This is a genomic window from Streptomyces sp. NPDC046557 (genome assembly GCF_040645975.1).
GTDB lineage: Bacteria > Actinomycetota > Actinomycetes > Streptomycetales > Streptomycetaceae > Streptomyces.
Window position 1 is genome coordinate 49,474 of sequence record NZ_JBEYZH010000024.1, and the last position, 18,995, is coordinate 68,468.

General features: G+C 69.9%; 12 protein-coding genes and 1 pseudogene. 6 read left to right on the forward strand and 7 right to left on the reverse strand.

Annotation, left to right across the window (positions count from 1 at the left end):
* Positions 1-373 precede the first annotated feature (373 nt).
* Positions 374-1,015: a carbonic anhydrase gene (locus ABZ934_RS28060; RefSeq protein WP_361318405.1), complete on the forward strand. Its 642-nt coding sequence runs from the start codon at positions 374-376 to the stop codon at positions 1,013-1,015.
* 133 nt (positions 1,016-1,148) lie between these two features.
* Here ABZ934_RS28060 and ABZ934_RS28065 read toward each other — a convergent pair whose 3' ends face one another.
* Positions 1,149-2,147 carry an L-threonylcarbamoyladenylate synthase gene (locus tag ABZ934_RS28065; RefSeq protein ID WP_361318407.1) on the reverse strand — a complete coding sequence of 333 codons (999 nt, stop codon included), beginning with the start codon at positions 2,145-2,147 and terminating at the stop codon, positions 1,149-1,151.
* Between the two features lie 498 nt (positions 2,148-2,645).
* Here ABZ934_RS28065 and ABZ934_RS28070 point away from each other — a divergent pair, with 498 nt between their 5' ends.
* Positions 2,646-3,395, forward strand: coding sequence for an Imm21 family immunity protein (locus tag ABZ934_RS28070; RefSeq protein ID WP_361318409.1), 750 nt, complete (start codon positions 2,646-2,648; stop codon positions 3,393-3,395).
* A gap of 475 nt (positions 3,396-3,870) precedes the next feature.
* Here ABZ934_RS28070 and ABZ934_RS28075 read toward each other — a convergent pair whose 3' ends face one another.
* Entirely contained in the window at positions 3,871-4,464 is a 594-nt protein-coding gene (locus ABZ934_RS28075; protein ID WP_361318411.1) for an MBL fold metallo-hydrolase, read from the reverse strand.
* 93 nt (positions 4,465-4,557) lie between these two features.
* Here ABZ934_RS28075 and ABZ934_RS28080 point away from each other — a divergent pair, with 93 nt between their 5' ends.
* On the forward strand, positions 4,558-5,514 hold the full coding sequence (locus ABZ934_RS28080) for a helix-turn-helix domain-containing protein (protein ID WP_361318413.1): 957 nt from the start codon (positions 4,558-4,560) through the stop codon (positions 5,512-5,514).
* A gap of 511 nt (positions 5,515-6,025) precedes the next feature.
* Here the strand turns inward: ABZ934_RS28080 and ABZ934_RS28085 are convergent.
* The 3 genes from ABZ934_RS28085 to ABZ934_RS28095 all read right to left on the reverse strand — a co-directional run bounded on the left by ABZ934_RS28085 (position 6,026) and on the right by ABZ934_RS28095 (position 10,815).
* A complete protein-coding gene (locus ABZ934_RS28085; protein ID WP_361318415.1) occupies positions 6,026-7,585 on the reverse strand; it encodes a glycosyltransferase family 39 protein in 1,560 nt (519 codons plus the stop codon).
* Between the two features lie 5 nt (positions 7,586-7,590).
* Positions 7,591-9,096 (reverse strand): NAD(P)/FAD-dependent oxidoreductase, encoded by a 1,506-nt coding sequence (locus tag ABZ934_RS28090; protein ID WP_361318417.1) that lies wholly within the window; start codon positions 9,094-9,096, stop codon positions 7,591-7,593.
* A gap of 102 nt (positions 9,097-9,198) precedes the next feature.
* The gene (locus ABZ934_RS28095; RefSeq protein WP_361318419.1) at positions 9,199-10,815 is read right to left on the reverse strand and encodes a GtrA family protein; all 1,617 of its coding nucleotides are present in this window, start codon (positions 10,813-10,815) and stop codon (positions 9,199-9,201) included.
* Positions 10,816-11,338: 523 nt separating this feature from the next.
* Between ABZ934_RS28095 and ABZ934_RS28100 the strand changes: the two genes are divergently transcribed.
* A complete protein-coding gene (locus ABZ934_RS28100) occupies positions 11,339-13,345 on the forward strand; it encodes an acyltransferase family protein (RefSeq protein ID WP_361318421.1) in 2,007 nt (668 codons plus the stop codon).
* A 224-nt stretch (positions 13,346-13,569) separates the two neighbouring features.
* Here ABZ934_RS28100 and ABZ934_RS28105 read toward each other — a convergent pair whose 3' ends face one another.
* Positions 13,570-15,291 (reverse strand): hypothetical protein, encoded by a 1,722-nt coding sequence (locus ABZ934_RS28105; protein ID WP_361318423.1) that lies wholly within the window; start codon positions 15,289-15,291, stop codon positions 13,570-13,572.
* 159 nt (positions 15,292-15,450) lie between these two features.
* Here ABZ934_RS28105 and ABZ934_RS28110 point away from each other — a divergent pair.
* Positions 15,451-15,828, forward strand: a pseudogene (locus tag ABZ934_RS28110) (alpha/beta fold hydrolase); the annotation flags it as partial.
* A 363-nt stretch (positions 15,829-16,191) separates the two neighbouring features.
* On the opposite strand, the gene ABZ934_RS28115 reads toward ABZ934_RS28110, so the two are convergent.
* Positions 16,192-18,048, reverse strand: coding sequence for a CAP domain-containing protein (locus tag ABZ934_RS28115; RefSeq protein WP_361318425.1), 1,857 nt, complete (start codon positions 18,046-18,048; stop codon positions 16,192-16,194).
* A gap of 467 nt (positions 18,049-18,515) precedes the next feature.
* Between ABZ934_RS28115 and ABZ934_RS28120 the strand changes: the two genes are divergently transcribed.
* Positions 18,516-18,722 carry a hypothetical protein gene (locus ABZ934_RS28120; RefSeq protein WP_361318427.1) on the forward strand — a complete coding sequence of 69 codons (207 nt, stop codon included), beginning with the start codon at positions 18,516-18,518 and terminating at the stop codon, positions 18,720-18,722.
* Positions 18,723-18,995 lie beyond the last annotated feature (273 nt).

Sequence of the window (18,995 nt, forward strand, 5' to 3'; positions counted from 1 at the left end):
ACAACGACGGGTCGTTGCCGGGTGGTGGGCCCACCTGGGGTATCGCCGAGATACGGGCCCAAAGGGGCAACGGGATGATCTTGGAGCCCTGAAGGTCGGCCGGAGTGCGCCGGAAGCGTAACGTTCGGGTGGTGGGGCTCGCACCCTCGCTGGGGCGGTGGTCGTTGGTCGGCCAAGGGCTGATCAGCGAGGAGGTCCGCTGTGGAGCGGATCAACGGGCAGCGCGTACAACTGCACCGGGGTGGGTGGCTCCACCGCACGTTGAGGATCCGGGCTGAGGCCGCCCTCGCCCGGCGTCTGGGACTGCCGATGGGCAGCGGCGGGGCTGACCCCTCATGGCGCGGGGACCTGGGCCTGGTCGTAGTCTGCGGGCATGACTGACACCCCGATACTGACTCCCGCGCAAGCCTTCGAGATGCTACTGGCCGGCAACCAGCGGTTCGTCTCAGGAACACCGGAGCACCCCAACCAGGACGCCGCACGCCGCTCCGAGATCGCACCGGCCCAGAACCCCTTCGCGGTGCTCTTCGGCTGCTCCGACTCCCGCCTGGCCGCCGAGATCATCTTCGACCAGGGGCTCGGTGACCTGTTCGTCGTCCGCACCGCGGGCCACGTCACCGGGCCGGAGGTACTGGGCAGCATCGAGTACGGGGCGAGCGTGCTGAACTGCCCCCTGGTAGTGGTCCTCGGCCACGACTCGTGCGGTGCGGTCGCGGCCACCCGCGCCGCCGTGGAGGACGGAGTGGCCGCGCCCGGGTACGTACGGGACGTCATCGAGCGCGTCACGCCCAGCGTGCTGGCCGCCCGCTCCGCCGGCCTCACCCAGGACAGCGACATCATCGCCGAGCACACCCGGCACACCGTCGACCTGCTGCTGGACCGCTCCCGGGTGCTCGCAGACCAGGTGAAGGCCGGACAGACCGCCGTGGTGGGCCTGTCCTACCGGTTGTCCGACGGCAGCGCCCACCTGGTCACCACCCGCGGCCTCGACGTCACCGCCGACTCCGCATCGTGACCGGAGCTCCGCCGGCCGGCGCACAGCCGCGTCATGGCCCACCACGGAGCCGGTCATGCTGCCTATCCCGTACCTCGCGCCGACCTGGCCCATGCCGCGGACTGCGAGGGGTGCCACGGGTGGGGAATCGTGATCACTGTCGAGGGGCGTTGCCGGGGGCGCAGGGCCGGGGTCCGGCGGCGCGGCGGAGCCGGTTGGCGATCGCGAGTCCCAGCCCCTCCTCCACCGGCAAGGACGCGACGATGAGGTCGCACCCTTGCTGGTCGAGCTCGCGCAGGAACCCGTACAGCCCGCGTGCGTAGGCGGCCATCGACCCGGGGACCGTCACCGCGGCGTGCGCCTTCACCGGAGCGTCGGCGAAGGAGGGAGGGAGGAAGACGCCGACCCGGTGCCCCAGCTCCTGAGCGAGTTCCGCTTCGGCGACGACCTTCTCGGGCTCGACGAGGACGACCCGAGCCCGCGGCGCGTAGTGGGACGGATGCTGGCCCGGAACCCGGACCCGGCCCGCCGTAGGGATCGCAAGCGGATGCCCCAGCGCCGCTTCGAGGTCCTCGCGCGTCACCCCGCCGGGCCGAAGGACGCTCGGGGCATCGCCCGTGACGTCGACGATGGTCGATTCGACGCCGACCTCGCAGGGCCCGCCGTCCAGTACGAAGTCGACGGCATCACCAAGCTCCGCACGGACGTGGTCCGCCGTGGTGGGGCTGACCGAGCCGAAGCGGTTGGCGGACGGGGCCGTCACACCGCCGCCGAAGGCCGAAAGCAGCGCGAGTGCGACGGGGTGGTCGGGCACGCGCACGGCCACCGTCTCCAGGCCACCCGTCGCCTCCAGGGGCACCCGGCGACCGCGCCGCAGGACCAGCGTCAGCGGCCCCGGCCAAAAGCGTTCGGCCAGCAGGCGCGCGGTCGCGGGCACGTCCTCAACCCAGTCGCCCAGCTGCACCGCACCACCGATGTGGACGATCAGCGGGTGCGAGGGCGGGCGCCCCTTGACCTGGAAGATACGCGCGACCGCGGCGGGATCCTCGGCGTTGGCGCCCAGGCCGTATACGGTTTCGGTCGGGAAGGCCACCAGGCCTCCGGCGCGCAGCACACCGGCTGCCTCTTCGATGTCACTGGTTCTTGCCGTCACCCTCGCAATACTCTCACTGATCCCGCTCTCCACATTTCCGTGGTCTCGTCGGCGCACGACAACGAACCAAAGGCCGGCGCCACCGCGTGAGTCCGGACGCACGAGAGCCGTCACGGCAGCGCGGGGGGACACCGCCAGGACGGCCCCGGACTCCATCTCGTCTTTCTCGGACACGACCCGCAAAGTAGCCGTGTGTGATGCTCAGGCCATGCCATCGGCGCGTGCGACAACTCACCACACACGTCAGCAGTTTCGCTTCAGCAGACGACCGAATGACCGAGTTTCCAGTCGGACCAGCCGAGCCGACGGGGGCCGTCTCGGACTGGCTGCACCACGAGAGCGACGAACAGCCGCCGAATCTGGTTGCAGGTAAGCGGGATCATATGGTCAAAAGACTGTCCCGTAACTGCTGATTGCCGCCGGCGCTGAGCAGTTCTCTGTGCTAAAGCGCCAATGAGCGCCGTGGGCGTTGTCAGTGGGCGAGGGCACACTGACTGCATGAGCGCCTCTTCACCCACCGCCGCCGATGCGTCCCTCCCCTCGCCTGTCCGGGTGCATTCGATGGGCGGCCCTTTGATCGTCGTCCCCGTCTCCGCCCTGGCTGCATGGCGCGGGTGCACGGAGAGCGGGGTTATGGCGGGAGACGCCACCGCTCCAGACGACTACGACCGGGCCTGTGCGGTGGACGATCCGGCCGGTGTGATCACCGTTGGCGAGAACGGTGCGCAGGCACTGGTGCTAGCGGATGAGCCGGCCACCAGCTGCTATCTGTCCGAGCGACGCGCGTTCCTGCGATGGCTTGCCGCCAGTTCCGAGGCCGGACTGAGAGCCGCGGCAGATGCTGTCCTCGTAGACCCGGCCACGGTGTGGGAGGAGTGCGGCACCTGGGTGTCGGACGGTCCGGCCGTGCTCATGGACTCTGCCGTAGCGGGTTCCGAGCTGGGCATCGAGTATCCCGGCGGCGGGATGCCCGCCCAGGCATCGGTCCCGTTGCCCGCTGGCCGCTGGATGGTCCGCGCCGTCCACACCAAGGTGGACGAGGAGAACTGGGTCGGCCTGGTCCAGCTCCTCCCTCCCCCAGGCCAGGACCGGGTGAGCGACGGCGCACACCGCCCTGCACAGTGCGCGGCACCGGCCGGCTTCGGGTACTCACCGAAAAACTCACCGACGGCAGTCACCAGTCACTCACCAGTGGCAGTCACCAGCACAGGGGCTGCACCGGAGGGGGCTGGACAGTTGCGTGCATAGGCGGATCCGGGAGTTGCGCTCGCGGTATCGAGTGTGGGAGTCCGTATCGCTTCTCCGCCACCCGGAACCCACTGCTCAAGGACGTGTCGTCGTCCCCCACGCCCACGCCGAGGAGCTGCCGGACGGGACCCCGGTACGGCTCGGGGTGTGGCTGTCCACACCCGCACCCCCCGCGAAGGCCTCACCCCCGAACAACGCCAACGCCTGACCAACCTCGGCATCCAACGGGCCTGATAGGGGGGCTGACGGTGTCGGAGCCCACTCCGTGCGGCAGTGAGCGCTGAGTTACCCGGGGAGCAAGCCGGCGGCCACATTCTGGGCAAGGTGGCCGGGGTCGCCGGTGCCGGGGATGGCCAGGACGGGGCTCCCCCAGTCGACTTCACCCGGGCCGCGTCAGTTCTCGAGGCGGTTGACGCCGAACAAGGTCTCTCATCACTTGCTCGCCTTCGACGACGACCCCCGAGGGACGGAACGGTCAGCGCGGAGTGGTGTCGTCGGCCTCGAACGGGCCGCCGTGGCCGGGCACGATCAGGTCCGCCACCGCCAGCACCCGCAGCCGGGAAGCGCGCAGTACCTCGCGGTCCGGGGCTACGGGGTCGTCCGCCGGACCGTTGGCGTGCCACCACAGGTCGCCGGCGAAGGCCACCACGCCGGAGTCCGTGCCCGCCAGCAGCGTGATGTCCTCGAGGCTGTGGCCCGGCGTGCGGATCAGCCGCAGCGACGGGGTGAGTTCGTAGCCCTCTGCGTCCCGGTTCGTCCAACTGTCGCCCTGGTACTCCACCTTGTGGTCGTGCACCCGGGCACGACCGAAGAGGCCCACGTTCATGGTGTTGTCCGGGTGGTGGTGGCTGAGCACCACATCGGTGATGTCGTCGGGGCCCAGCCCCAGCTCCGCGAGCGGGGCGAGGATGTGGTCGCGGCTCGCCACCATACCCGGGTCGAAGATCACATGCCGTCCCGCGTCGTAGATGTAGGAGACCGTGGCGGCGACCCCGGGGCCGGTGGAACCCACGTAGCCGGTGGTCAGGACCTTGAAGGCGGCGCTGCGGCCGAGCGGTGCGTCTGTCATGGCCTCAATCCTTCCGAGTGCGACCACGATCCACGAGTGGCAATGATGCCCCTCATCGCAGGATTTGCGCCAACCGTGTGCCACGCTGTGTCAATGCCGCCTTTCAAGACCGTCGCCGCGTACGTCCCTCCCGGCGTCGGCATGCTCGCCGTCGGCATCGTCACCGAGGTGTTCGGTCCCCACGGAGCGGCGCTGCCCGGTTTCGACTTCGCCCTGTGCGCCGACCGGCCCGGACCGGTGCCCACGGACTGTGGCGTACCGCTGTCCATCGCGCACGGACCGGATCGGCTCGCCGGCGCCGATCTGCTCATCGCCCTGCCCGGGGCCGGATTCCGCACACCGCCCTTCCCTGCCGTACTCAACGCGCTGAGGGCCGCGCATAGGCGCGGTTCCGTGATCGCGGCCCACTGCGTGGGCACGTTCACGCTCGCCGCCGCCGGACTGCTCGACGGCCGGCGGGCGACCACGCACTGGCGGTTCGCCGAACTGCTCGCCGGCCGCCATCCGGAGGTCACCGTGGAACCCAACGCGCTCTACATCGACGAGGGGAGCATCGTCACGGGCGCGGGGGCTGCTGCGGGCTTCGACCTGTGCCTCCACCTGCTGAGGCGGGAGTACGGTGCCGCGCTGGCCAACACCGTCGCCCGGGACATGGTGTTGCCCTCCCACCGCGACGGGGGACAGGCCCAGTACCTGGCCGCGCCCGTCCCCGAAGACGGCCAGGACGAGCGGCTCGCCGAGGTCCTCGGCTGGGCCCGCGAGCACCTCCACGAGCCGCTGCCCGTCACCGAGCTGGCCCACCGCGCCCTGATGAGCAAACGCTCCTTCGCCCGCCGCTTCACCGCCGCAACCGGCACCACCCCGCACGCCTGGCTGCGGAGCCTGCGGCTGAGCAGAGCCGAGGAACTCCTGGAAACCACGGACCTCCCCATCGAGGAGATCGCCCACCGGGTCGGCTATGCGAGCGCGGCCGTGCTGCGCGAACAGTTCGTACGGCGCCGGGGAGTCCCACCCCGCTCCTACCGCCGGGCCTTCACCAGCACGCCGTAAGCGAACCGGGCGGGCCACCGCCGGCCGGGCCGTTCCCCTTGCCGAAGGCACCGGTAGATGGAGCAGGCGATTACGGGCCGGCCCGACTCGCACGTGCCCGCGGCAGATTGCGGCATGCGCTTCGGGTGGCCGCGGTGGCGGCCAGGCTTTGTGAGCCTTTAGCACTTCAAAACTATGGCCGGCCAAGAAGACCGCCGACCGCCGGGTTCGCAGCGCACCTTAAAACCGGGTTCGCAGCGCACCTTAAAAGACGCGGGGCGGTCACCCACAGGCTCAGCGGTTTCGGCGCAGGGCGACGCCCGCCAGGCAGGCCGCCAGGGGCGGCTGCTGCCGGTGTCGCGAGGATCAAGCGACCCGGCGAGACGCCCTTAGAGGGGCGAAAGAATGCGTCGCGGACCCGGTCGAAAGCGCTCAAGGGGACTCCGCCCAGAGCGTTCCCGGGGGGTCGGCGGGAAACGGCGGGGTGCGGCCGGGTCGGGACGGTACGCCGCACCGTTCGACGCCCTACGCCTCAGGCATGTGCGGCAGGTGAGTCGAAGCGCAGCACGGTCGCGCTTTCGTAGGTGGTCTGCCGGTCGGGTTCGACGACCGTCCGGGGCGTGCCCAGTCTTGAGGCGAGGGAGTGGGCAAGTTGGGTGCATTTATTGCCGTAGGTCTGGTAGCCGTCGGTGGTGACCAGCCAGAGATGGGCGGCCGGGGGTAGCCGGTCGGGTAGGGCGGTGGCGAAGGCGCTGGGGGAAGCGTTGTGGTTGCGGCGGCCGTAGTCGATCCAGTTGACGAATGAGGGGTCGCCCGCGGTGGGGAATGGGATCTCGTGGACATCGCGGCGCACCAGCCGGGAGGTGGAGGGGCTCAGCTGGTCGGGGCAGTAGACGACCGTGTCGCCGGGCGCGGCCTGGTGGTTGATGACGTCGGCGATCTGCCGGGCTTGGGTGCGTGGGATGCCGGCCTGGATGACCGCGACGGTCAGCCAGGCGGCGCAGAGGGTCGCCAGCACCGGTGTCAGGTAGCGGCGTGGCAGGGCGGTGAGGGCGAGGGCGGCGATGCTCAGCACCGCGGGTACGACCACTGCCGTATAGCGCCCGGTGAAGGCTGAGTCGGTGAAGGTGCATGCGGCGAAGGCGATCGCCAGGGTTACCGCGGTGACGGCCGCCAGGGGGAGGGCTGGTCGCCTGCCGTCCGGTAGCCGCACGAGTAGTGCCGTGCCGAGCAGGGGCCACAGGAGCAGTGAGAGCGGGGCGTGTACCGGCCGGCCGCCGGCGGACCAGGTGCCCACCAGTGAGGTGAGGGCGTGAAGGGTGGGCGCGGTGGCCCACGGAGTGCCGGTGTGGCGTGCCTGGAAGGTGAAGATCGGCGCCCAGGGCAGAAACGGCAGGGCCGCGGCGATGACGGCGAGCGCCGAGCGGAGGTCGCGTCGCCGGGCCGGTCGGGCGATGGCGTTGGCTGTCAGCAAGGCCGCCGTCGCCGCCAGGAGGAAGATCGCCCAGTAGTGCGTGAGCAGGAGCAGGCCACCCGTGAGCGCGACCGGGGCGCCTCGGCCGAGGGTCGGCCGCTCGCGCATCCGGTGCAAGGTGATGCCGAACAGCAGGACCAGCAGCACCACGAGGGAGTACATCCGTGTCTCGGTGGCATAGCGGATCAGCCAGGGGTTGACTGACGCGATGGCCAGTGCGTACGCGCCGATCCGGGTGGTCCGGCCGAGTACGGTGCCCCAGAGCCAGAACAGCGGGAGTGACAGCACGCTGATGACGCCGGAGAGACTACGGACGGCGACCGTGCCGGTGCCGAAGGCAGTCATCCACAGGTGCAGGCAGGCGTAGTAGAGCGGCGGTGACCCGTCGACCTTCAGGCTTTGCGGCAAGCGGTGCAGCGGAAGGCCGGCGATCGCGACGCTCTGTGCCTCGTCCAGCCAGAGCGGGGAAGAGGCGATGAAACGCAGCGCTACTCCCGCCGACACCGCGGCGGCGAGGGCGACTGTGGCAGCCGCCGATCGCAGAGGGGGCCTGGCACGGGGCCGGCCTGCCGGTTCGGCCGCACGGCTGGTGGCCTCGGCGGCCGAGAAGCGGCTCATGACGCTCAGGCCGACTCGTCGGCCATCGGTGGGCGTGGCTCGGCCGGAAGCACCGGTGCCTGGCGTCCGCCTCCTCCCCCGCTGTCGGGTCCGGTGACGTGCTCGTGGTAGTCGGCTTCCACGTTCACGGCCCACAGGTCGTGCGCGGCACCGGCGAGGTTCTCCACGGCGAGCATGGCGGTGAGCATGGAGTGGTCCTGGTTGTTGTACTTGTGCATCCCGTTGCGGCCGACGGCTTGGACGTTGGTGGCGTGTTCGGCGAGCCATCCCCGCAGGACGTTGACGCGGTCGAGGTAGCCGGCGTCGTAGACGGGATAGGCCTTCGGCACCCGGACCACGTACCCGGCCCTCACGGCGCCGGGCGGCACCAATCCGACCTCGGTGATCTCGCGGCGCGCGAGCGCCACCAGCTCCTCGTCGGGCAGCGACCACAAGTCGTCGCCCTCGTTGACGAAATACTCCATGCCCAGGCAGGTCGAGCCGTCCTTGACGAGGTCGGGCGACCACGAGCCGAAGTTCTGGACGCGCCCCACCCGCACGCCGGGGGTGTGAACGTAGATCCAGTTGTCCGGGAACCCTGCTTCCAGCGGTACCACCAGGGCGACCGTCAGGAAGTCCCGGTGGCGCAGTTCCTCGGCGGCGCGGGCGACCGCGGGCGGGACCGGCGGGTCCATCGCCGTAATCAGTTCGGGCAGCGGCATGGAGGAGATCAACCGGTGGCAGGGGATCCGGGTGAGCCCCTCCGGGCGCTGTACGCCGAGTGCGACCACCCGCCCGCCGTCGTGCTCCACGCGTACCACTGGAGCGTCGAGGATCACCTTGGCACCGGCGCTCTCGGCCAGCTCACGGGCGCGGTCCCACATCATGCCGGGGCCCAGCCTCGGGTAGTCGAACTCGTCGATCAGAGTGGTGATCTTCGTGCCGCTGCTGCCGGGCCGCAGGGCTTGGGCCACCGCTCCGGCCAGTGACAGGTTCTTGATGCGCTGTGCGGCCCAGTCCGCCTGAATGGAGGTGGCCGGGACGCCCCACACCTTTTCCGTATAGGTTTTGAAGAACATGCGGTAGAGCCGTGAGCCGAAGCGGGCGCTGACCCATCCCTCGAAGTTGCTTTGGTCGGCGGGGGGCCTGAGGCGGGCCGCGAGGTAGGACGCCATGCAGAGCGCCGACTCGGTGATGCCCAGGCCGCGCAGGGCGTTGACCGGCTTCAGCGGATAGTCGAAGAGTTTGCCGTGGTAGAGGATCCGGCTGAGTCTTGGTCTGCGTAGGAAGTCCTCGTCGGTGAGGATCTCGCGCCACAGTCGGCGCACTTGCGGCACCTTGGTGAAGAAGCGGTGGCCGCCAAGATCGAACCGCCAGCCGTCACGCTCGACGGTTCGCGAGAGTCCTCCGACCTCGGCGGTGGCCTCGAGGACCGTTACCTGATGCCCGGCCTGAGCGGCCAGGAGCGCCGCGGTCAGACCCGCCGGGCCCGCGCCGACCACCACGAGCGGTCGGGTGTCGCACGCGTCCATGTGGTTTCCTCCCAGGAGAAGCAGCCGGTGCATACAACGGCGCGCTGTCGATTGATAACGGTGCGTTCACCGCTTGTCTAACCCCTCTGCAGGTCGCCCGCCTCACGGCGTGACCTGCCCGGTGAACCCGAGGTAGGCCAGAACGGTGAACGCGGCCGCGCACAACCCCATGGCCAGGCGCCAGTACCGGCGGCCGGAAAGCACGTAGGCCGCGGCGACCATCAGGGGGAACGCCGCCGTGACATATCTGGGCAGCGAACGGAAGCCGGAGGCGGTCGCCGCGGCGACGACCAGAGCCAGCGCCCAGGCGGTGTAGGAGGCGGGCAGACGCCGACCGGACACCCACAGCAGCCCCACCGCCGCAAGCAGCTCCACGAGGCAAACAGCGAGCATGAACGCCGCCGCCCTCGTGAGCACACCGTGTGTGGGATGCAGATAGTCCCCCAGCGGGTTGCCGACCAGACCGCCGCGCAACGAGGGCCTCAGCTGGACGCTGTAGGGCGCTGACCAGCCGTGCCCGTCAAGCCGGCACCAGGCGAGGAAGAACATGGTGCCGACGACGGGTGACAGGGCCGCCGCCAGGATGCGCAGCCGCGGCGTCAGCGTTCCCGGCCGCAGCGCCTCGACCAGCGCCGGCAGGGCCAGGAGCACACCGGTCGGGCGGGTCAAGCCGCTGAGCAGCCCGACCGGCACCGCCCACCATCCGCGACCGCCGCGCACCAGCATGAAGAAGGCGATCGCCAGTACGCCGCCCAGCGCCTCCGTGTATCCCAGGGTCAGGACAGCGGCCCCGGGGGCCAATTGGGAGAGCCACACCGCCCGGCGGGCCACCTCTGCGCTGCCACCCTCCCGGCGGACCAACACATGGAGCAGCACTCCCATCACCAGCGCCGACATCGAGCACGCCGCCTCCAGAACGACGACCGTCGGAAGATGTGTGACTGTCGCGCCCGCACGGGTCAACAGGGGCAGCAAGGGGAAGAACCGCACGCTCTCCACGCCGAGCGAGTCATAGCCCCGCTCGGCCAACGCGTGGTACCAGCCCGAATCCCAGACAAGCGTTCCGGCCGACGGCCGCACGTCACCGGTGTCAGGCAGCCGTCCCAGCCGCAACCGAGCGAGCCCGAGCGCCGCCATGACCAGCAGATGAGCCACCAGCCACGGCCGCACGGCGATAAGGAAGGCCGGCTTCCAACCACCCTTCGAGGATCCGGCGAGATCGTCGGCCGCGCCGACTAGTGCGCCCGTTCCGCCGACCAGCCCGGTCTGCTCCTCGCCGCCGGCACGAGGAAACGCCGCCGTGGCCGCTTCGGCCGGCTCACCGGCCGGTGCCGAGAACACCCAGGTCCGGTAGGCCCAGAACCTGAAGGCCATGGCCAGCCCCATGCCCACCACGTTCTTCGCGGCATTGTCCGCCAGAGCACCGGTCATGCCCAACACATCGTGGGAGACGACCACGCACCCCGTGGTGATCCCCGCGCCCACCAGGTTCACCCCGCAGAACAGCGCCATACGCCGGCCGCCGGAGCCCGCTGCGCACTCTCGGTAGGTCCAGTACCGGTTCCCCACATATGCCACGGCCGTGCCGGCGACAGCTCCGGCCACCGAGGACGCCGCGACGTGAAGATGCAACGCCTCCAGACACAGGTTGAACACACCGAGCTCGACGAGATAGGCGATCAAGCCCGCCGCGGTGAACCGAGCCAGCTCGGGCAGCACCCGCACCAGGCGGGGGGACCTGACCTCAGTGGTCATGGCGACCGGAGCGGCGCATCAAGCCACCGCTCAACCGGTCCGACATCGGCGCTGCCTGCACACAACCTCCTCGTGGGCACGGTGTGACCCGTACCCCGCCATACCGGGAGGGCGCGCGGCCCGGCCGAAGACCACCCGGATGCCCCGGGCACTGGACGCCGATCAGACGCGAGGTCGCCCTCAGCAGGCGACCGGGGGGGATGCCGATCAAGGGCTGCTCGAGTGTCGTCGGGTCGCCTGCCGAGGTGGACGGGCTGGACGCCGGTGCGCTCCTACGTCGGCGGGGTCACGGGCAGGAGGAAGAGGCCGGAGATGAAGATCGAAAGGCTGCGTTCCTTTGCCGTCATTACGGTGGGCGCCATGGGTTCAGAAAGCAGCGGACGCCTCGTCGGGTGCCCATCACCGTTCATCCGGGCCTGAACCGGGCCGGTCAGCGGCCGACTGATTTCCCTCAAGGCGCACCGCACGGCAGTAAGGCGGGCAGCAGATGGCACACGCATCGGCGGACAGCCCGGCGGATGACGGCCCGCCGTCGGTGACCGGCCACCACGGTCGGGTCAGTGCGCTGGACGGGCTTCGCGGTGTCGCCGTCGCGGCGGTTTTGGCTTACCACGGCGGTGTGCCTCTGCTGCCTGGGGGCTTTCTGGGTGTCGACGTGTTCTTCGTGCTCAGCGGATACCTGATCACCACACTCCTGCTCGCCGAATGGGGCCGCAATGGGCGCGTACGGCTCAGCGCGTTCTGGGCGCGCCGGGCCAAGCGGTTGCTGCCCGCCCTGGTGCTGCTTGTGGTGGTCGTCTGGGTGGCCGCGCCGATATGGACACCGCCGGAAGCCCTGACGGGGCTGCGCAGCGACGCTTTGGCGACGTTGGCGTACTGCGCGAACTGGCGCATGATCTGGCGGGGCACGGACTACTTCACCCAGACAGCCGCACCGTCACTGCTTCAGCACATGTGGTCCTTGGGTGTGGAGGAGCAGTTCTATCTGCTCTGGCCGCTGGTGCTTCTCGCCGTGGTGCGGGTGGGTTCGGGCTACGGCCGTCCACCGGTGCGTGTTCTCGCGGTCGCCGTCGCGGGGCTGGTGGCGTCTGCGGTGACCTGTGCGGTGTTGTCGCGGTCGTTGCAACGCGCGGCCCGCGCGTACTTCGGCAGTGACACGCGGGCCATGTCGGTTCTCGCCGGGTGTGCCCTCGCCGCGGCCCTAGCGCAGTGGCCGCAGGCCGCTGTCCGGGCGCGCAGAATGCTGGCCGGGTCGGCCGCCGTGGGCGCCGCGGCCGTCGCATGCTTGTGTTCGCGGGCCACGGGCGGAGACCTCTGGCTCTACCCGGCCGGCTTTCTCGGAGCGGCTCTGGGGACGGCCGCCATCCTGGCCCACGCCGTCATCGCACCTCGATCGGTCACCGCCCGACTGCTGTCCCTTCCCGGCCTTCCGGCTCTGGGCCGGATCTCCTACGGGGTGTATCTGTGGCATTGGCCACTGTTCGCGTGGGTGAACGCGGCGAGGACCGGGATGGCAGGCAGTGCGCTCTTCGCCCTGCGCTGTGTGCTGACGGTGATGGTGGCCGCCGCGTCGTTCGTGTTGCTGGAGCGGCCTGTTCAGCGGGGAAGGGCTGCGTGGCTGCGGCGGCCCGCACCCGTCCTGGCGGGAGCATTGGCGCTGATGGTGTCCGCTGTCGCCCCCGTCGTTTTCGTTCCCTCGGGAGGGCCAGTGGCCGGCGTCTCGCCGGCGACTCCTGTCGATGCCGGCACGCCGGACCAAACCGGCCGCAGTCACGACGCAGTCACGCCTACGCCTCCTATATCGCCGGGCCGCCGCTCCCCCGGTCAGCCGATATCCGTGGTCGTGACAGGTGATTCCATCGCGTGGTCACTGGTGCGATACCTGCCGCCCACACCCGGTGTGATCGTGCACGATCACACCACGCTGGGATGCGGCCTGGCGGTGGACGGCCCGTACCGATACTTCGGTGTGGAGCACGATGTCGCGAGGAAATGCGCCCGCTGGCCCGCCCGCCTTCAGGATGCGGTGCGCGGTGATCGCCCCGACGTGGTGGTGATCCTGGCCGGGCGCTGGGAGACGATGGACCGGACACACGAGGGGAAGTGGACGCATCTCGGTGATCCGGCCTTCGACCGCTACCTGAGCGAGCGCCTGGAGCGGGCGGTGGCCATCGCCTCCGGCAGCGGGGCACGGGTTCTCTTGGCCACGGAACCGTACAACCGTCGTGGTGAGCGTCCGGACGGAGGCGTGTGGCCGGAAGACCGACCCGAACGGGTCGACCACTGGAACGCGCTGCTGCGCCTGACCGCCGCCCGGCATCCCGCGACCGTGCGACTGCTCGACTTCGGGCGGCGACTGTGCCCCGACGGGACCTTCACCTCCCGGGTGAACGGCGTACAGGTGCGCAGCGACGGAGTCCACCTGACCCCCGAAGGCGTCCGCTTCATCACGCCCTGGCTGATGGCGGAAATTACCGCGGCGGCGGCCCGCTGAACTCCAGGCCGAGGTCTCGATGCCGGGTTGAGCGCGGAGCGTGGAGTGCATACGCGCTCTGCCGCAGTTGGTGGTCGTGCACCTTTGCGGGTGTGCGTGCTGCGGCGTGAGAAGGATGCCCTCAGGAAGTCGTCGACCCCGGAGGTGGCGCCGACAGACGACGCCCACTCCATCGGCCGGTTACTACCGACTTCGGTTGCCTCCATCAGCGTCTTGGCGCTTCCCTACGGAAGTGCCCTGCGCCTGCGTGCGTGTCGCAGATCCGTACGTGGAGCGCCATCACGGCGATGCGGGGACGAGAGCCGGGAGGACGGCCAAGTGAAGACGGCGAACCCACAAGGGCAAGGCAACTGGTTTGCGCCGTTCCTCGCCGTCGACGTACCCGCTGCCTGCTCGACCTTGGCCTTGGGACGCGTGGGGCGGGGCTGCGTCGTCAGAGACAAGTAGGCGCGCAACGGCGTCCGGTCGCCCAAGCCCGGGAAGGATTGCGCGCGCCAAGACCCGGCGAACCCGGGTGGCTGCCCGCTGCCGGAGACCAGCACGACGACCGGCATCCGCTCTGCGGTGGCGGCGAGGGCGCCCGGCGTGATGCTCGCGTCGTGCCCGGAGAGCAACCGGGAGCTGCAGCCGATGTGGTAGGCCACCCGGATGGCTTCGTCCCCGCTCACCACACAAGGCGGGTGGACGCCCTGCGCCCGCAGCACGGCGGAAATATGTCTCAAAGACGACGTATCAGCGCGTACTCGCTCGACGACGGCGTGCAGCACCAGGTATTGGATGGCCACGTGCGCGGCCAGGGCCGTCGCTATGAGGGCTGCCGTGACACGTCGCCGACGGGCGTCCGACCTGCCGGTTGACAATGCGCTGACCAGCAGCTGCGCTACGGGCACGGCCAGCAACAGGTACGCCGGCAGCAGGAAACGGGGCGCGGCGTAGCCCACCGTGAACAAGTAGGGTGCGGCCATCGCGGCTCCGGCCCAGGCTGCCATGGCGATCGGAGCCCGGTAGCCGTTGTTGCGGGCTGCCCGGATGCCCGCGACGACGAGGAACGGCAGGGCGAGGAACCAGAGCCCGGCGGGCTGGTGGCGCCACGGTACGGTGCAGGGCCGGCACAGGGTGATGCCGCTCAGGGCGCGCAGGTGGTCGTCGACGGCGAAATGCCATCCGAGGTGGCCCTGGATCTCGCTGGCCCGGCGCAGGCGCTCAGGCAGTCCGCCGTAGCGCAGTACGGCCTCGATGACCCATTCGGCACCGCCCAGCGCGGTTCCCGAGATAAGGACGACGACCAGCAAGTGGGGTGGGCGGCGGCCGGATGTCACGAACGCGGCACCGGTCAGTGCGAGCGTCAGCCACACCGCGTCCATCGGACGCATCAGCGCGACGAACGCGACGGCGCCGCCCAGACCGAGCAGGGCACGCCGGTCTCCGGAACCGCGTACTGCCCGCAGAAAACAGCCGACGGCGGCGAACGCGCCGAAGGCGACCCAGAGGTTGGGCATCGCTTGGGGGCCGTAGAGCACCGTGACCCACAAGCCGGCGAACAGCAGGCCCGCGCCGGCCACGACCGGGGTGGGCAAGAGCCGGCGCCACACCCGCAATCCCAGTAACAATCCGCAGCCGGAAAGCACCGCCAGCCAAACCCGCAGGGCAGTGGTCGACGCCGTCACCGCGGCGACCGGAGCGGCCAGGAAGGTGATTCCGCGCGCGCGGGGCGCACTGAAGAACGCGGCCGGTGAGTGACCGCTGACCTGGCTCACGTACACCGTTTCATCCCAGCCAAGACCAAGCCCCGGAACCACCAGGAGGAACTGCGCGAGCGAGAAGGCGCAGGCCACGGCTGCCAGCACAGGCATCGACCGCTGGGGCCGGGACCCGACGGAGCCCGACGCTCTGTGCGGGCTCACCGCCGCCCGCCGCAGGCCGTCCTCCTCCGTCTCGGCGCTCACCCGGGATTCCTCCATCCGCCCGCCTCCCCTCACTCCACCCTTGGTGAGGCGAGACCGCCTCACATCTGTCCACAGTGCGCAGGGAAGCGCCTGGTCACCACCAGGACGTGGCAGTCGATGACCGGCCGCCGCAGGGAGTGAGCCGTCCGGCCTCACCTCTTTGCGGCGAGCGCAGCACATCTGCTGCTCACCGGGCGGCGGTCTCTGCTGATCGACCTGCTGGGTCACGGGCACAGCGACCGGCCCGAGGAGTTCTCGTACACGGTGGAGGCTCATGCCGACGCTCTCGCCGCCGCGCTGGAGCAGGCAGCCACCGGCGCCGCCGAACTGATCGCGCACAGCATGGGGGGAGCCGTCGCGATCGTACTGGCCGACCGGCACCCCCACCTCGTCTCCCGACTGGTGCTGGTCGACGCCAACCTGGACCCGATCCCGCCCATCCCAGCCGCCGAGGGCAGCAGTGGACTCGCCACCTACACCGAGCAGGAGTTCCTGGCCGGCGGCTGGGCCGAGGTACGCGACCGGGTCGGCGCGCACTAGGCCATGGCCGATACAGCCGTCGCCGCGGCGCAAGCCCAGCAAACCGCTGTGGCCAGCGGGAGCACAACCGCCGCCGTGGTAAATGCCCTGGCCCGGTCTCCTGGCTCTCGACGAAGAGATCGCCGCGGGCAAGCCTGCCGGGGGGCCCGGGCAAGTCTCCCTCGGAGGAGGGCATGCCCACCTGTGCGATCGACGGCCGGGAGGTGCCGTGCTCCACGCCGGAGATGCTTAGCGGGCCGGCCCCGCGCCCGTGCGGCGTCCCCGCCCGCCTACGCACCCCCGGCCCCGGCGTCTGTCTCGACGCCGGCGCCAGAAGTTTTGGTGCGGGGGCCGTGGCGGAGGCATGCCCGACCGAGGGAGTCAGCCTGCGAAGTCCTGCGTAATGTAGACGGTGCCGTCAGCGGCTTGGTCTATGCCGACTCCGACCAGCTTGTAGTTGACGGTGGGCGGGGGACTGTAGCGCGCGATGTCACCGTTGGAGTACGGGTTCTTCGGGTCATCGGGGTCACAGCCCATGATGTTGTACTTGTGACCCCACTTGGACCCCTCGTCGTGGTTCATCCAGTCGTCCATCGCCTTATCGAAGGTGTCTCCCTTGCCCCAGTGGACGTTCTCGCCCTGGGCTTGGGCAGCCGATGGGCCCAGGTCCCCGTGGATGCGCCCCGTGGTCGCGCCGCCATTCGTGTCCCAGGGCAGCGAGCCGTCACTTCCCACGTGGCCGCGATTCTCGGTGCCCGTAGCCGTGAGGTTCGGGTTACCGGCCAGGTCCTTGCTGTGGGAGCGCGCGGTTGCCGTGAGTTGCGGATCGGCCTTCAGCGGGGCGCACCCGAACCTCTGACGCGCACTGTTGATCAGGTCGAGGAACCGCTGCTCCTCCGAGGGCGCCGGCGGATTCTGCGGGTTGGGCTGGGGTGGGGTGCTTCCGCCGGGCACGACGGCGCTGTTCGGCGGTGCGATGTTGAACTGGGCGTGGGTTCCCCAGGCGCCGTTCGCACCGCTGTCCCACCAGTGGGATCTGACCGTTCCATCGGGACCCGTCCAGAAGACATCCAGGTGGTTGTTGCGTTGGGCGACGGCCGTGATGCCCGCGTTCCGGGCGGCGCTGTCGGGTGGGGTGATGCTGAACTGGGCGTGGGTTCCCCAGGCGCCGTTCGCACCGCTGTCCCACCAGTGGGATCTGACCGTTCCGTCGGGGCCGATCCAGAAGACGTCCAGGTGGTTGTTGCGTTGGGCGACGGCCGTGATGCCCGCGTTCCGGGCGGCGCTGTCGGGTGGGGTGATGTTGAACTGGGCGTGGGTTCCCCAGGCGCCGTTCGCACCGCTGTCCCACCAGTGGGATCTGACCGTTCCGTCGGGGCCGATCCAGAAGACATCCAGGTGGCCGTTCCGCTGCGAGACGGAGGAGATGCCCGCGTTCAGGGCCGCGCTGTTCGGTGGGGTGATGCTGAACTGGCCGTGAGTGGACCAGGCGCCGTTCGCACCGCTGTCCCACCAGTGGGATCTGACCGTTCCGTCGGGGCCGATCCAGAAGACATCCAGGTGGCCGTTCCGCTGCGAGACGGAGGAGATGCCCGCGTTCAGGGCCGCGCTGTTCGGTGGGGTGATGCTGAACGGCTGGTGTTTGGCCCAGGCCCCGTTCGCGTCGCTGTCCCACCAGTTCGACATGATCGAGCCGTCGGCTCCCACCCAGAAGACGTCCAGGTGGCCGTCCCGCTGCGAGACCGCGCTGATGGCCGAGTTCGGGGCGGCGCTGTTCGGCGGTGCGATGTTGAACTGGCCGTGGGTGGCCCAGGCGCCGTTCGCACCGCTGTCCCACCAGTGGGATCTGACCGAGCCGTCGGGTCCGACCCAGAAGACGTCCAGATGGCCGTTCCGCTGTGAGACCGCGGCTACGCCCGACTTCAAGGCAGCGCTGTTCGGTGGGGTGATGCTGAACGGCTGGTGTGTGGCCCAGGCCCCGTTCGCGTCGCTGTCCCACCAGTTCGACATGATCGAGCCGTCGGCTCCCACCCAGAAGACGTCCAGGTGGCCGTTCCGCTGGGAAACGGTGCTGATGCCCGTCGCCCCGTCGGTGTTCGGCGCCATCGTCTGCCCGGTGCCCGGCCGGATCGGCTGGATGTTCGTAACGGCCCGCGCGAAGGGGCTTCCCGCCAAAAGGAGCAGCCAGACCGTCGCGATCGCGAGGACCCAGCGCGTGCTCGGGTGACTCCGGGGCATGTTGCCCCTCCTAAAGGTTGGCGAATAAATCAAAGGGGGAATGTTCACCTGCCATGCCCCTCGCCCAGTCCGCGGCATTTCGCAAAGCCGCTGCACCCAACAACCACGATGCCGCATTCGGCACAGGTTCGCCCGCCGGGCCGGAGCGACCTATAGTGCGCCGGCCAGTCCCGTCCCGGGTGAGGTCGGCGCGGTATCCGGGGCCGGCCCGACTCCCGGGCAGTGGCGGGACCATCAGTTGATCACTACCGAATACGTGCCACAGTGGTATCCGTCCTCGTCTTCGAGCTCGGCGAGTTCCTGTTCCTCCGCGAGCCGTCGCATGGCCTCCTCGACACGGGCCGAGACGCGAGCGAGTCATCTTCGCCAACCCGCTTCACCTGCTTGGGCCGGACGACGGTGATCGGGGCTTCCCCGATGCTGCACCAATGATTCGTGTCAACCCAGTGAGCCGTAAGGTGCGGCCCATGGAATCGTTGATCGCTGCCGTCCGCGAACAGGACGAAGCTGCCCTTTTTCTCGCTTGGCCGGGTGACTTCGACCTGGACGGAGGCGACCATGTCGAAGAAGTTCACCTCGCCTCGGGCGCCGCGCTCGAGGGTTTCGCCGGCGACAGCGCCGGGGGCACCTACTTCTTCTGCGGTGAAGGTGGCGAGGAACGTCCCATCCTCTAGGCCGACTCCGAAGGAGGTGCGGCGCTGATTGCGGTCGGCCTGCCCGAGCTCCTGCGGCTGCTGCTGGTCGCCCCTTGGTGGCGCGACTGCCAGGCGTTCACGGACGAGGCCTGCGTGACGTCGAGGTCACGTTCTGACCGGCCGCCGCGGACATCATCGAGACCGCGCCGTCGATGCCAACATCCCCTGACTCCGCCGTCTCTCCCCTCACGGCAGGTCGGCACGTCCCAGCCATGCCGGCTTCACTGGCACTCCGTCCTCGTCCCGCTCCAC